Raw genomic sequence first — 13,565 nt, 5'->3', positions numbered from 1 at the left:
CTCTTTATAAAGATCCATCATGAGTCGTTTCCTGGGCGAGATCCGCCAACTTGGGTATGTCGTGCACGACATCGAAGCCGCCATGGAGTACTGGAGCACCACGCTGGGCGTGGGCCCGTGGTACTACAACCCGCGCGTGCCGATCGTGAATTACCAGTACGACGGCGAACACTACGAACCGCACAACTCGGTTGCGCTGGCGAACTCCGGCTTCGTGCAGGTGGAACTGATCCAGACCCGCAACGACGTGCCGTCCATGTACCGCGACTTCCTGCAAGCCGGCCGCACCGGCCTGCAACACGTGGCCTACTGGACCGAAAGCTACGACGCCGATCTGGAGCGCCTGCTGGCCCAAGGCTTCAAGCCCAAGATGAGCGGCGAAGTCGGCGAGAAAGGCCGGTTCATTTATTTCGATACCGAATACCACCCCGGCACGGTGATCGAACTGTCTGAAGTGGCCGGCCCCAAAGGCCGCTTGTTCGACCTGATCCGCGAAAGCGCCTCGGGTTGGGATGGCAAAGACCCCGTCCGCCCCTTCCCCGATCTGTCCCGCCTCTGAAGCCCCCTTCGACTCGACACCGTTGTCCGCCGCCACCATGAATTCCCAATCGTTTAGCGCCACCTACCTGATCGAAACCCCGATGGACCCCGCACGGGTCGCGGAGGTCATGGCCGGCGAACAGTCCTGCGGCACCTTCACCCGCGTGCAAGGTGAAACCGACGAACTGCGCGCCCGGGCCCGCGCGCGTGTCGAGTCCATTGAACTGCTGGACACCGTTACTGCGCCCAGCCTGCCCAACGCGTGGCTGGCGCGCCAGCCGGGCGGCATGCCGGGCACGTACCAGCGCGCCCGCGTGCGCATTTCGTTTCCGGTGGCAAACGTAGGCGCCAACCTGGCGACGCTGGCCGCAACTGTCGGCGGCAACCTGTACGACCTGGGCGAAGTCACCGGCCTGCGCCTGGAAAGCATGGAGCTGCCCGCCAACTACCGCGCACAGTTTGAACTGCCGCAAGTGGGCATCGCCGGCACGCGCCAGTTGACGGGCGTGGCGCAAGGGCCGCTGGTGGGCACCATCATCAAGCCCAACGTCGGCCTGTCGCCCGAACAAACCGCGCATCTGGTGGCGCAGCTGTGCGCGGCGGGGGTGGACTTCATCAAGGACGACGAAGTCTGCGCCAACCCCGCCCACGCGCCGCTGGCGCAACGGGTGGCCGCCGTCATGGCGGTGGTGCGCGCGCACCGCGACCGCACGGGCCGGCAAGTCATGGTGGCCTTCAACATCAGCGACGAAACCGACGCCATGCGCCGCCACGCAGAACTGATCGAACGTGAGGAAGGCACCTGCGTCATGGCCAGCCTGAACTGGTGCGGCTTCTCGGCCATCCAGACGCTGCGCCGCAGCACGCCGCTGGCGCTGCACGGCCATCGCAACGGCTACGGCGCACTGTCGCGCGATCCGCTCCTGGGCATGGGCTTTCAGGCGTATCAGACCCTGTGGCGGCTGGCGGGTGTGGACCACATGCATGTGCACGGCCTGCAAGGAAAATTTGCGCAAGACGACCGCGAAGTGGTCGACTCCGCGCGCGACTGCCTGGCATCGTTGACGCCCGGCATCGACGACGCCGTCATGCCCGCGTTCTCGTCCGGCCAATGGGCCGGCACCGTGCCCGCCACCTGGGCCGCCGTGCGCACCGACGACCTGATGTTCATGTCCGGCGGCGGCATCCTGGCCCACCCGGATGGCCCGGCTGCGGGCGTGCAAAGCATCCGCCAAGCCTGGCAAGCGGTGCGCGAAGGCCAGCCGTTGGACGACTTCGCGCGGAATGCGCCGGAGTTGCAACGCGCGCTGGCCTTCTTCGGAAGCCGCGCATGACTGCGGCAGGTAACGAAGCCCGGGCCAAGTCCCCCACCGAATCCGGGGGTGAATCCCAGGGCGAGGCCCATCGCGACGCGCCCGTTGTTCACGCGCCGCGCGTGTGCTGGTATGGCGACGACTTCACCGGCGCCACCGACACGCTGGCCGAAGTGGCGCGCGCCGGCCTGCGCGGCCTGCTGTTCCTGGGCGTGCCATCGCCCGAGCAACTGCGCCGCGCCGGTCCGCTGGACGCCATCGGCATCGCCGGCGCCGCGCGCGCCATGACGCCCGCCGACATGGAAACCGAACTGCGCGCCGTCGGCCGCTTCATGGCCGGCACCGGCGCGCGCGTGCTGCACTACAAATGCTGTTCCACGTTCGACAGCGCGCCGCACGTCGGCAGCATCGGCGTGGCCATCCGCGAACTGCGCCGCCACATGCCCAACCCGCTGGTGCCCATCGTTGGCGGGCAGCCCAGCATCGGGCGCTATTGCAGCTTCGCGCAGTTGTTCGCGCGCGCCGGCGCATCGCCCGAGATCCATCGCATCGACCGCCATCCGGTCATGAGCCAGCATCCCGTCACACCGATGCACGAGGCCGACTTGCGCCGGCATCTGGCCGCGCAGGGGCTGCCCGATATCCGCTCGGTGCCGCACACCGCCTACCCTCGCCTGCGTATGGCGGATGACGCGCCGCGCGTGGAAGACTGGATCGACAACATCATCGAAACGTCCGACGGCCCCGTGCTGTTCGACCTGACCGATGACGAGCAGCTTGCCGTCATCGGCCGCCTGATCTGGCGCGCCGCCGCGTGCGTGCCGCTGTTGGCGGTTGGCCCCAGCAGCGTGCAACAGGCGCTGGCGCGGGCCGCTTCACCGGGTCACGCTGGCCACACCGGCCACACTGGCCACACCGGCCACACCGGTCACACCGGCCACCTGGACCCCGCCGGCCCTGCCGCCCCACCTTTGCCACCCGCATCGGGGCCGGTGCTGGTCGTGGCGGGCAGCCTGTCGCCCGTCACCGCCCGGCAGATCGCAGCGTGTCAGCGCTACGTGCATCAACCCTTGAACGTGCAGCAACTGCTGAATGACCCGGCGTATGCGGCCGCTCAAATCCAGCACGCAGCAACCGCCTTGCAACGCGGCCAGAATGTGCTGGTCCATACCGACCGGCCCGATCAGGCCGTCACCGCGGATCAGGCTGCATCTACCGCGCGCGCCACCGCGCAAATGGCGGCGAACATCATCGCCGCCAGCGCGGAACGCGGCACGCGCCTGTCGCGCATCGGTATCGCGGGCGGCGACACCTCCAGCCAGGCAACGCTCGCCTTGGGGCTCTGGGGCCTTGCATTCCGCTGCGTGCTCGCGCCCGGGGTCACCGTCAGCATTGCCCGCAGCGACAACGCGTTGGTCGACGGCGTGGAATTGATGCTCAAGGGCGGACAGATGGGCGGTGATTTGCTGTTCGACGATCTGGTGACGGGCACGGCCTGACGCCGCAGGCTGGGCCGTAGGTTGGGCCGTAGGCTGGGCCGCAGTTTGGGCCGTAGGCTGGGCCGCAGTTTGGGCCGTAGGTTGGCGTTGGATTCATGTCGGTTATGCTGCCCCCTGATTTGTCCGGCAGCATGCCGCACGCCCCCCAACCAGGAGATCACCCCATGCCTTGGCGGTTCCGCGCAACCTGCATTGCCGCGCTAGTCCTTAGCCTGTCCGCCCCCGTCGCGGCCAACACGTTGACGACACAGGCCGAGTGGAACACCGCCGTCCGCAAGCAAGTGCAGCGCAAGATCGTCACGCCGCCCGCCGTCCTGCGCGCCGGCCGGACGCTTGACGTCCAGGTGCGCATCGACATCCTGGCTGATGGCACGCTCGATGCCGTGACGGTCAGCCGCTCATCCGGCGACCCCGCCGTCGATGACGCCACCATCGCCATGATCCGCCGCGCGGGCCGCCTGCCCGCTTTCACGCCCGATATCAAAGCGGAAAAGCAAAGCCTGATGCTGCCTGTACGGTATGTGGTTGAAGGCAGCGGCAACGCTCCGCGTGCGGCCGCGCCCGCACCGGCCGCCCAACGCACCTATGCCAACGACGCGCTGGGCTTACAGATCAGCGTGCCCGCTCCCTTCCACATCGCGGGCCATCGCAAGACCTCGCGCTACGACGTGCTGGTGGAAATCGCCAGCGCCAGCGGCGGCCCGCCCGCGGTGGGCGGCGGCAACATCGTCTGCACGGTCGGCTACCAAACCACGCGCGTCACGAAAGCCACCAGCAAGCACGCCCCCGATTCCCCTGAAGCCCAAGCCGCCAGACTGGCCGCTGTCCGCAACGTGCAGGCGGCGCAAGGCGCCACGTTGGAAACGCTGGATAGTTTTGCTTTGGCCGGCATCCATGGCGTGGATTACGTGGTGGCGCCCGGCATGCAAGGCAATGCGGGAGCCGGTGACATTCGTCAATACACCGCGCTGTACGACGCGCCGCAAGCCCGCGCCGTCCTTGCGTGTGCGACGACACGCGCAGCGATGGCCAGCGCGTTGCCAGCGTTCCGGCAGATTCGGGATGGCGTTGGCATCAGCGGGCGCTGATGCTTGGCAGCACCTGCCCGTCGATGTTGGTGGGAAGCCGTCTACCTCCCATGCCAGTACCGCCGCGCGCGATCCCGTTGCGACCACACGCGCAGCACGCGCTCGGTCGACTCCGCCATCACCGCCCCGTCACGATCACTGCGCCAGAACGCCGCCCCCGCCCGCAACCAACGCCGTTCCACTGCCGGGGCGGGATGACGAAAGCGGTTCAAGTGGCCGGCCTGCGCAATCGCATGGCTGGCCTTTACCGCCATCACCCAATCACGGCCAGATGACGACGCCGAGCCATGGTGCGGGGCTAGGACGACGTCGGTAGGCGGTACGCCGCGGGCGACCAGTTGCCGCTCTTGGGCCACGCCAATGTCACCCGTCAACAGTAGCGAGTGGCTGGCGCCCTGCACGCGCAGCACGCAGCTATCGGCATTGCGGTCTGCCGGTGCGCCACTGCCGCCATCGGCCGGATGCAGAAATGTGAACCGCACGCCGTCGACTTCCCAAGCGTCATCGCGACGGCAGCGCAGCATGCGATCGGGCAACGTGGCTTGCGTGCCGGGCGAGGCCTTACCTGGCTCCGGCCACACGCTGGCGTCCCGCCGCACAAACGCCGCAACATCAAACGAGGCGTAGCTGCGCTGCACCGGCACTGCCGCCAGCACCGCACGCGCGCCGCCCACGTGGTCCTGGTCAGCGTGTGACAACACCAGCACGTCCAGCGCCCCAATGCCGCGTGCTTGCAGGAACGGCGCGACAACGCGATCGCCTGCGTCGCTGCCGCCGTAATGCCGTGGCCCGGCATCAAACAGCAAGGTCTGGCTGGCGGTCTCAACCAAAATCGCGCTGCCCTGCCCCACATCCAACGCGCTCATCCGCCAATGGCCGGGTTCAGGACGATCCGGACGCCAACATAGCAAGGGCAGCATGCACACCCAGCCCAAGTGCCGCGCCGGCCAGCCCCGCACCTGCAACGCCCAGACCATGCCCGCCACCGCCCACAGCAGCCACGGCCAGGGCGCCGCCGCGACGGACACGCTTGCCCACTGCGCGTTGCCCACCCACGCGACCGGCACCATTGTGTAATCAAACGCCGCCAGCCCAATTTGCCCCACCCAGCCCGCAACGGCTTGCGCGCCTGGCACCACGGACAACGCCGCGCACAACAAGGCCAGCGGCGTCACGATGAACGTCACGGACGGAATCGCCACCGCGTTCGCCAGCGGCGACCCAACCGACACCTGATGTACCAGATACGCCAGCAATGGCGTCAGCCCCAACGTGACGATCAACTGCAAACGCGTGGCCTGTTCCAAGCGGCTGGCCCAGCGCTTGTGCCAAGGGGCCTCGGCATCGAATGGCATGTCGGCAATGCGCAGCAGAATCGCTACCGCCCCGAACGACAGCCAGAACCCCGGCGACATCGGCGCCCAGGGGTCCAGCGCCACCACCGCCGCCCCCGCACCCGCCAGCACCCTGCCCGCCGTCAACGGCAAGCGCGACAGCGCCGCCGCCAACACCACCGACAACATGAAGAACGTACGCCGCGCCGGCACGCCCCAGCCCGCCAGCAGGCAATACAACAACGCCACCACGGCCGCCGCCGCACCGCCCGCAATGCGCGACGGCGCAAACTCCGCCAACCCCGCGCCCCGCCATCGCGCGCGCCGCCACAACGCCGCCACCAGCACGCCCGCGATGCCCGCGATGGACGTCACGTGCATACCACTGATCGAGACCAAATGCGTAATGCCGCTGCGGTTGAAGATGCGCCAGTCATCGCGCGCCACCCCCGCCTGATCCCCGATCGCCAACGCAATCAACACCGGCGCATAGCGGTGTTCACCCAAGGCCTTACGCAAACCCGCCCGCACATGGTGCCGCGCGCGTTCGATGGCGATGCCCGCCGACGCCCAGGGCTGATCATCCAACAAGCGCGGTTGCCCCCGCACGGTGCCCACCGCACGCAGCCCACGCGCAAACATTCGCGCTTCGGCGTCCGGCCCTGCCGGGTTCAACACCCCGTGCGGCCGCCGCAACACCACGGCCATGCGCCAGACCTGACCCGGAACCAAAGCAGGCATGGCGGACGATGCGCCGGGCGGCGTCTGCCACGTGACTTGCACGCGCGAAGGAATGCCCGCGCGCGGCGGCTCCGCCAGTTCGCCCACAAAACGCTGATGCCGGTCATCACCATCCGGCAGCTCCGCCACGCGCAGAATCAAGCGGGACACCTGGTCTTGATGCAAGTCTGACAACGCGTCATTCAGGCGAACATGAGCCTGAACACTGGCGTTGAGCGTGCTGCTGCTAAGACCCAGCAACAAAGAACAAAAGACGCGAACGGTGTCGCGGCTGCTGCGGACCCAAACCACGCACGCAACAGCACCTGAGCCGGTAATTAACAGCAAAGAAAAAAACCCAGGCAACGCCGGCAAGCACTGCACACCCGCCGCGCCCGCCACTAGCCCTAAGCAAAATGAACGGCCGGTGATGTCCTTCTCCTAAAGCCAGGAGCGTAGGACGAGGACAGGGCGAGTGGGTCATCCAGTGAATGGAATTGTCCACCTCGGCAAGCCGCAAGCGTCTCAATACGTCGTGCGGTGGGCTACCCAATTCAGCTTTCAAGGTACATACCAAAAACTGCGTATGTACGGGGCGAGCAAAGTCACCTCATCATCCTCTCCGCTGGCATTGCGGCGCCCCGCGTTGAAGTTCCGATGGCGCGCACAGGACGCAAAGCCCGCGCCTGATCCTTAGTATTTACACGAGGAGACCGACACGATGGCCAGCATCAAATTCGTTCCCAGCGCAGACGCGTCAGTCGTCAGCGAGCACTCCCGTTCAATCCTGAGTTCAATCCTGGATTCCGCCGGGCTGCCATCCTGCGTCATCACCAGCACCGTGCGCACGCCTGCTAGCCAAGCCCGCGCCATGTTCGTGAACATCGAGGCCGCAAACATTCAGAAGCAGCTCGACCTGTACGGCCCCGCCGGGCAGACCGTCATTCGCGAATACCAGCGCCTGAAACCGTTGGGCCATGGCAAACAAGTGATACTCGGCGCGATGGAAGCAAAAATTCTTGAGCTCGGTCCAGGCAAGGTCAGCCGGCATTGTGCGGACCCGTCTGCACTGAACGTGATCGATATCGCCCCTTCGTCCATTGCCAATCGAACGCGCTTTCTCAATGCGCTTGAAAAGGCAAAGGCCGCGGGCGACATCTCGAAGTTCTATTCTCCCGCCAATGGCGACCCTGCGTTTCACATCGAAATTCCGCAATCACCGCAGGCATAGTCAGCGCGGCACTCACGCAAGCGCCATCGCGCCCCCGCCTTAAACCGGAAGCCAGGTCTTGCGGCTCAACGTGCGTGAATGCAGCGGTTCAAGCTGATTTTCCGCGAAGAAAGAAAACGACACGTGCTTGTTATCGATGTCGACAAGGCCGTAGTTTCTGCACGTTTGGCCTACCGTCACGGCGTCCTTCACCGCCACGCCCGACGACGTTGCCTCATGCAGGGGCCACCCGCCCGTGAAAAAGGCATCCGACTCATTGCGATGGATATCGCCACTGAGCACCAGGGTTTTGCTCACGGCGGCCCTGCCGAGCAGCCAGCTCCAGTCTGCCGCGTACCCGATTTTGTAGTCGGCACAGACCGAGCCGCTTGCAAAGAGATGGACCGCATTTGGCTCCGCATCCATCGCCGCATCGAACGCAGCGCGTTGTGGGGCGCCCAACAAGGTGCATATTTTCTTCGGCACGAGCCACGTGCCGGTGCGCCAGGTGCGAACATCCGCAAGGTGCAGCATCACGTCATCCGATAGCCAGACGCTGGGCGTTTCCAGAACCGGCTGATTGACGTTCCAAAGCTCGGGCGCGGCATAGGATTCAGGAAATGAACCGGCGGCCAACCCTAGCCCTAGCGTCCGTCGATACGCCTCATGCAAAGCGGTGCTCATGCGGATCTTTGGCGCATGCTGGGGGTTCGCTGCGGCGACCGCTCCCAAGGCGTCATTCCAAAGAAAGTCATGGTCGTCCCACGTAGCCCAGACCGACCTTTTGGGCAGCGACTTCACCAGCGCGGAGAACTGCGGCTGATTCAGCAGTTGCTGGTAGCGGCCAAAGGCATGTTTGGCAAAGTCGTTTTCGCTCATATCTTTGGGATGCCCTGCCTGCTCGACGTGAATGTCCAGATACATGCTGTCGCCCAGCAGAATCAAATGATCGGGTGCGTGCGCACCAATCCATTCCCAGACGGGTTGATCGCTGAACACATTGGTGGCGATACAGGATGCAAACGCGATGCGCATAACAGGTCCTTAAGGTGGCTGGTGCAAGGGCGGCCATGATCTTGCCCATACGGCCCTTGAAAGGCCCATACCCCATCTGGGGTATGGATGATTCGCGCACGGTGTCTACCTGCCAAGCTAGACTGAAACTTCCGGGGACACCCAACACCTCAATGGAGTTTTCATGAAAAAGTCCATCTTCCCCTGTGCCGTTTCCTTACTTCCTTCCTTACTTCCTTCCTTACTGCTTTACGGTGTTATTGCCACGGCGCAGACCGTGACGCCGATGAAAGGCCAATCGCCCGAAATGACTCAACAAGACGTGGCGGCATGCCAATCGCAGTCGGGCGTCACCAGCACCCCCAGCGAGCCCCAATCCGGCGGACGCGCCCGAGGCGCCGCGACGGGTGCAGTGGCCGGGGCAGCCGTCGCCGGCGCGCGCACCAATCAACACGACGAGATCTCTGACCGCGTCGACGATGACCGCAAGCAGGACTACCGACAAGACAAGGCGAAAAATGCCGCCGTGGCTGGCGCGGTGGTAGGCGGCTCCCGGCAGCGCCAGGATCGGCGCGAAGACGCAAAGACGAATGCCAACGCGTCGTCGGCTTACACCAGCTGCATGCAACAACGTGGCTACCAGGTCACGCAGTAAGTCACGGTAAATGACAGGCGACGCCCACACATAGACCGTAGCGCCGCATCCCGGGCGAAAGCCGCCATCTTGCGGCCCCGCCCCCTCCTTTCCCACAGCGAAAGCCGTTCATGGAAAGGAATGGCCCAGTAGCCAGAAAGCGATACCATCTTGAACACCGCTAGGAGCCGGAGCACGAGATGGGAACAAGCAAGACGCGCCAGCTGGGCGTGTTCATGACCGCTATTGACGAAGCCGCGTTCTTCCGTGCGCTTCAAGCGCGGTTGCCAGCCATACGCTGCATTGATGTTTCGCAACAGACGCACTCGGCAACACCCCGCTATCAGACGGATATTGCCGAGTGCGCGGGCCGCCTCGTCACGTTCGTCGATTCGAATCTGATTTCAGAATCCACCTTCCACGCAAGGTACGTGGTGCGCCACCCTGGCGGCGAGCAATGGATATACGCCATGGTGGGCAGCGGGCTGATCAGTCTGCTGCGCGGCGTACGGGCAAACTATGCGCCGGATTGCCTGCTGAATGGTGAGCTCCGCGCTTCCATCCCGACCGCCGACACCGCTTGCGCCGCGTTTGCGGACCTGGCTTTCGACACGGCGGCGCAGGCGCACAAGGTGTATGCCGTGGACCGTGCCAGCGGCGAAACCGCACGCCGGGCCGAACGCAAGCTGATCGCGTGGCCGGATGCCGCCGCACGCTTCGATGGCATCGATGGCCGCTATCTGACCAACCACACCGAAGCGTGGTTTGTGGCGCGTGCGGCAAGCTAGAGCACCGCGCGTGTGCCCCCTTCGTTTGACAAGCTCCGGCACGCGCCAGAACATACACCAATCCTCCGGCGCGCGACGCCAAGACGCCTACATTCCAACGCATGACTGACGCTTCCACCGAACTCGCCCCCCTCGCCCAAGCCTCGCAAGACCTCTACGCCACCGTGCGCCGTGATGCGCCGCTGGTGCAGTGCCTGACGAATTTTGTGTCCATGAACATTGCCGCCAATGTGCTGCTGGCCATGGGCGCATCCCCCGCCATGGTGCATGCCACGGACGAAGCGCCGGAGTTCGCGCGCCTGGCCGGTGCGGTCGTGATCAACATCGGCACGTTGTCCGCTCCCTGGCTGGAAAGCATGTTGCTGACCGCCGCATCGGCCAACCAGGCCGGCATCCCCTGGGTGCTCGACCCGGTGGCTCATCACGCCACGGCCTTTCGCCGCAACGCCGTGCAGCAGTTGCTGGCGCTGCGCCCCGCCATCATCCGAGGCAACGCCTCGGAAATCATCGCGCTTGCCGGCGGCCAAAGCAGTGGCCGCGGCGTGGATGCGCGCGACGCGGTGGCGCAAGCGGAACAATCGGCCGACATCATTGCACGCGCTCATGGCACGATCGTGGCCGTGACGGGTGAAACGGATTACGTCACCGACGGCACGCGTGGTGTGCACATCACGGGCGGGTCGGCGCTGATGCCGCGCGTGACCGCCACCGGCTGCGCGCTGACCGCACTGGTCGGCGCGTTTGCGGCGGTGGCGAAGGATGACCCATTCACCGCCGCTGTCGCCGCCCTGTCCTGCTTTGCGATTGCAGGCGAGCGCGCCGGCATGCTGGCCCAAGGCCCGGGATCATTCGCATGGCGGTTCCTGGATGCGCTGGCGGCGCTGGAAGTGGAAAGCCTGACGCGGGAATCGCCGCTGCGCTAAGGCATCGACGCGTCGATGCAGGAGTGCGTCGATGCGCTGATGCACCGCGCTGCGCTAAGGCAGGGATCGCGGCAGCAGCTCCGCACTGCGGCCGTGTCACGCCCAGGTCACACACTGTCCCCAAAATCAATTTCCTTCATGACACGGAAGGAAAGACAGTGAAGCCACACGTACGAAAACTGTTTGCGGTATCCGCCAGCGTGCTGCTCCTGACCGGCCTGGCCGGTTGCGGCAACGATGATGATGACGATGACGACTCCGGCGCGGTCACGCCGCCCGCGGCCAGCGTGCCGCAAGGCGCGGCATTGGACGTTGCGATTCTGGCCACGACAGACCTGCACGCCAACGTGCTGGGGTACGACTACTACAAGCTGGCCGAAGACAAGAGCTACGGCGTGGATCGCACCGCAACGCTGATCGCCAACGCCCGCAAGCAGCACGCCAACACGCTGCTGTTTGACAACGGCGACACCATCCAAGGCACCGCGCTGTCTGACTACCAGGCGCTGGTCTCGCCCGTGCAGTGCTCGGACATGATTGCCGTCTATAAGCAGATGAAGCTGCTGGCCTATGACGCCGGCACGATGGGCAATCACGAATTCAATTACGGCCTGCCCTTTTTGTCGCAGATCACGAACGTGGACTTCGGCCTGGCCGGCATTGGCAAAGGCACGGCGCAGACCAACCCCGCAGGCGCGCGCGATTGCGCGGCACCGGGCTTTCCGTTCGTGTCGGCCAACGTGGTGTCGGCCGCCAGCAAGCAACCCATCTTCAAACCCTGGGTGGTGCTGGACAAGACGTTCAAGGCCACGGACGCCAGCGGCAAGACCATCGATGTGCCGTTGAAGGTGGGCGTCATCGGCTTTGCGCCGCCGCCCATTCTGCAATGGGACAAGGCCAATCTGGAAGGCCATGTCGAGGTCACGGGCTGGAAGGAGACCGCGCAACGCTATGTGCCCGACATGAAGGCCGCGGGCGCGGACATCATCGTGGCGCTGGCGCATGGCGGCATCGACATGAAGACGGCGTATAGCCCGTCGATGGAAAACGGCGCGGGCTACCTGAGCCAGGTGCCGGGCATCGATGCACTGATCACCGGCCACCAGCACTTGCTGTTTCCCGACACCAGCACGACGTCTCAATTCGCGGGCCAGCCGGGCATTGATCTGGCCAAGGGCCTGATCAACGGCGTGCCTGCCGTGCAGGCCGGCCAATGGGGCAACAACCTGGGCCAGATCACGCTGAAGCTGGCGTATGACAAGGGCTGGCAGGTGCAGAAGGACGCCACGACGGTCGCGCGCATCTCGACACGCCTGACCGCGCAAAGCGGCACCACGCCGGCCACCTACGTGGCGCCCGACGCCGCCGTGCAGCAGCTGGTGCAGGCCGAACACGCCGCCACCATCAACTACGTGAAGACGCCCATCGGCCAAAGCCAGTTCGACATGGCGACTTATTACGCGTTGACGGGCGATGTGTCGGCGTTGCAGATCGTGAACATGGCGCAGATCGACTACCTGACGGATTACATCGCGAAGAACAATCCGTCGTACGCCAGCCTGCCTATTCTGTCGGCCGCCGCTCCTTTCAAGGGCGGGCGTAACGGCCCGGGCGACTTCACGTTCGTGAAGCAAGGCAATGTGGCGATCAACAATGCTGCCGACCTCTATCTGTATCCCAACACGCTGCAAGTGGTGCGCGTCACGGGTGACACCGTGCGCCAGTGGCTGGAGAAGACGGCCGAACAGTTCAAGCAGATCGACCCCGCCCAGGTCGCGCCGCAAGATCTGGTGGACACAAGCTTTCCCACGTTCAACTTCGACGTGCTGTACGCCGCGGGCAATGCGCTGAAGTACGAGATAGACGTCAGCCAACCCAAGGGCTCGCGCATTTCGGGGCTGACGTACCAAGGCGCACCGCTGGACCCAGCCGCGCAGTTCCTAGTGGTGACCAACAACTACCGCGCAAGCGGCGGCGGCGACTTCCCCGGCCTGGCCGGCGGCAAGGGCGACATCGTGCTGCAAGCGCCGGACGCCAGCCGTGATGTGCTGATCAGCTACATCAAGAAGAACCCGACGCTGGATCTGGCCACCTATGGGCTGGACCGCAGCTGGCGCTTCAAGCCGCTTGCCACGTTGGCCGGCCCGGTGGTGTTCTGGTCGGTGCCTGGCACCGTGGCGATGGCCGCCGCGCATGGCGTGACGAACGTGTCCGTGTACGACGCCACGCCTGACGCGACCACGCAATTGTCGCGCTACGCGGTGGATCTCAGCCGGTAGCCCGACCTATCGGCGGGGCGGCGAGGAAGGCGGGGTGTCGCGGACGGGGCATTGCGGGCGGCGCGTTGCAGGCGAGGCGTTGCAGGCGGGGCGTTGCGGACAGGGCGTTGCGGACAGGGCGTTGCGGGCTGCCCCCCTTCGCGGTCGAGGCGCCCCGCCCCGCCTGATGACCCAAGCTTGTAAGCATGGTCAATGCCGACACAGACAAATGACAGCTTTCGGT

The 13,565-nt window shown here is 65.3% G+C and carries 11 protein-coding genes; 9 read left to right on the top strand and 2 right to left on the bottom strand.

Annotated features, from left to right (window positions below):
* Positions 1-19 precede the first annotated feature (19 nt).
* From AC1DSJ_RS01295 to AC1DSJ_RS01280, 4 genes are all read left to right on the top strand, one after another.
* The gene (locus AC1DSJ_RS01295) at positions 20-559 is read left to right on the top strand and encodes a VOC family protein (RefSeq protein WP_054425222.1); all 540 of its coding nucleotides are present in this window, start codon (positions 20-22) and stop codon (positions 557-559) included.
* A gap of 37 nt (positions 560-596) precedes the next feature.
* Complete coding sequence (locus tag AC1DSJ_RS01290; protein ID WP_441370811.1) at positions 597-1,874, top strand: ribulose-bisphosphate carboxylase large subunit family protein; 1,278 nt, start codon at positions 597-599, stop codon at positions 1,872-1,874.
* On the top strand, positions 1,871-3,352 hold the full coding sequence (locus tag AC1DSJ_RS01285; RefSeq protein ID WP_441370810.1) for a four-carbon acid sugar kinase family protein: 1,482 nt from the start codon (positions 1,871-1,873) through the stop codon (positions 3,350-3,352). The genes AC1DSJ_RS01290 and AC1DSJ_RS01285 overlap by 4 nt, the downstream gene beginning before the upstream one ends.
* Before the next feature lie 164 nt (positions 3,353-3,516).
* On the top strand, positions 3,517-4,440 hold the full coding sequence (locus AC1DSJ_RS01280; RefSeq protein ID WP_441370809.1) for a TonB family protein: 924 nt from the start codon (positions 3,517-3,519) through the stop codon (positions 4,438-4,440).
* Positions 4,441-4,481: 41 nt separating this feature from the next.
* Here the strand turns inward: AC1DSJ_RS01280 and AC1DSJ_RS01275 are convergent, their stop codons facing one another.
* Positions 4,482-6,869 carry a DNA internalization-related competence protein ComEC/Rec2 gene (locus tag AC1DSJ_RS01275; protein WP_441370808.1) on the bottom strand — a complete coding sequence of 796 codons (2,388 nt, stop codon included), beginning with the start codon at positions 6,867-6,869 and terminating at the stop codon, positions 4,482-4,484.
* A gap of 346 nt (positions 6,870-7,215) precedes the next feature.
* Between AC1DSJ_RS01275 and AC1DSJ_RS01270 the strand changes: the two genes are divergently transcribed.
* Complete coding sequence (locus AC1DSJ_RS01270) at positions 7,216-7,725, top strand: hypothetical protein (RefSeq protein WP_476760260.1); 510 nt, start codon at positions 7,216-7,218, stop codon at positions 7,723-7,725.
* 39 nt (positions 7,726-7,764) lie between these two features.
* Here the strand turns inward: AC1DSJ_RS01270 and AC1DSJ_RS01265 are convergent, their stop codons facing one another.
* Positions 7,765-8,739: a metallophosphoesterase family protein gene (locus AC1DSJ_RS01265; protein WP_342065869.1), complete on the bottom strand. Its 975-nt coding sequence runs from the start codon at positions 8,737-8,739 to the stop codon at positions 7,765-7,767.
* Between the two features lie 163 nt (positions 8,740-8,902).
* Between AC1DSJ_RS01265 and AC1DSJ_RS01260 the strand changes: the two genes are divergently transcribed.
* The 4 genes from AC1DSJ_RS01260 to AC1DSJ_RS01245 all read left to right on the top strand — a co-directional run bounded on the left by AC1DSJ_RS01260 (position 8,903) and on the right by AC1DSJ_RS01245 (position 13,342).
* Positions 8,903-9,373 (top strand): hypothetical protein, encoded by a 471-nt coding sequence (locus AC1DSJ_RS01260; RefSeq protein WP_346550423.1) that lies wholly within the window; start codon positions 8,903-8,905, stop codon positions 9,371-9,373.
* Positions 9,374-9,552: 179 nt separating this feature from the next.
* Positions 9,553-10,140 (top strand): hypothetical protein, encoded by a 588-nt coding sequence (locus AC1DSJ_RS01255; RefSeq protein WP_346550424.1) that lies wholly within the window; start codon positions 9,553-9,555, stop codon positions 10,138-10,140.
* 101 nt (positions 10,141-10,241) lie between these two features.
* Complete coding sequence (gene thiM / locus AC1DSJ_RS01250; RefSeq protein WP_441370806.1) at positions 10,242-11,063, top strand: hydroxyethylthiazole kinase; 822 nt, start codon at positions 10,242-10,244, stop codon at positions 11,061-11,063.
* A gap of 158 nt (positions 11,064-11,221) precedes the next feature.
* Positions 11,222-13,342, top strand: a complete 2,121-nt coding sequence (locus AC1DSJ_RS01245) for a 5'-nucleotidase C-terminal domain-containing protein (protein WP_441370805.1) — start codon at positions 11,222-11,224, stop codon at positions 13,340-13,342.
* Positions 13,343-13,565 lie beyond the last annotated feature (223 nt).

It is taken from the genome of Achromobacter sp. 01N37 (assembly GCF_056399725.1).
The sequence above is the reverse complement of the archived record's forward strand: the minus strand, read 5'-3'. Positions and strand labels throughout refer to the sequence as shown.

What these genes read in the sequence shown, in the direction of transcription:
- AC1DSJ_RS01295 (WP_054425222.1), top strand. Translation starts at nt 20, where the DNA reads ATGAGTCGTTTCCTGGGCGAGATCCGCCAACTTGGGTATGTCGTGCAC.
- AC1DSJ_RS01290 (WP_441370811.1), top strand. Translation starts at nt 597, where the DNA reads ATGAATTCCCAATCGTTTAGCGCCACCTACCTGATCGAAACCCCGATG.
- AC1DSJ_RS01285 (WP_441370810.1), top strand. Translation starts at nt 1,871, where the DNA reads ATGACTGCGGCAGGTAACGAAGCCCGGGCCAAGTCCCCCACCGAATCC.
- AC1DSJ_RS01280 (WP_441370809.1), top strand. Translation starts at nt 3,517, where the DNA reads ATGCCTTGGCGGTTCCGCGCAACCTGCATTGCCGCGCTAGTCCTTAGC.
- AC1DSJ_RS01270 (WP_476760260.1), top strand. Translation starts at nt 7,216, where the DNA reads ATGGCCAGCATCAAATTCGTTCCCAGCGCAGACGCGTCAGTCGTCAGC.
- AC1DSJ_RS01265 (WP_342065869.1), bottom strand. Translation starts at nt 8,739, where the DNA reads ATGCGCATCGCGTTTGCATCCTGTATCGCCACCAATGTGTTCAGCGAT.
- AC1DSJ_RS01260 (WP_346550423.1), top strand. Translation starts at nt 8,903, where the DNA reads ATGAAAAAGTCCATCTTCCCCTGTGCCGTTTCCTTACTTCCTTCCTTA.
- AC1DSJ_RS01255 (WP_346550424.1), top strand. Translation starts at nt 9,553, where the DNA reads ATGGGAACAAGCAAGACGCGCCAGCTGGGCGTGTTCATGACCGCTATT.
- thiM (WP_441370806.1), top strand. Translation starts at nt 10,242, where the DNA reads ATGACTGACGCTTCCACCGAACTCGCCCCCCTCGCCCAAGCCTCGCAA.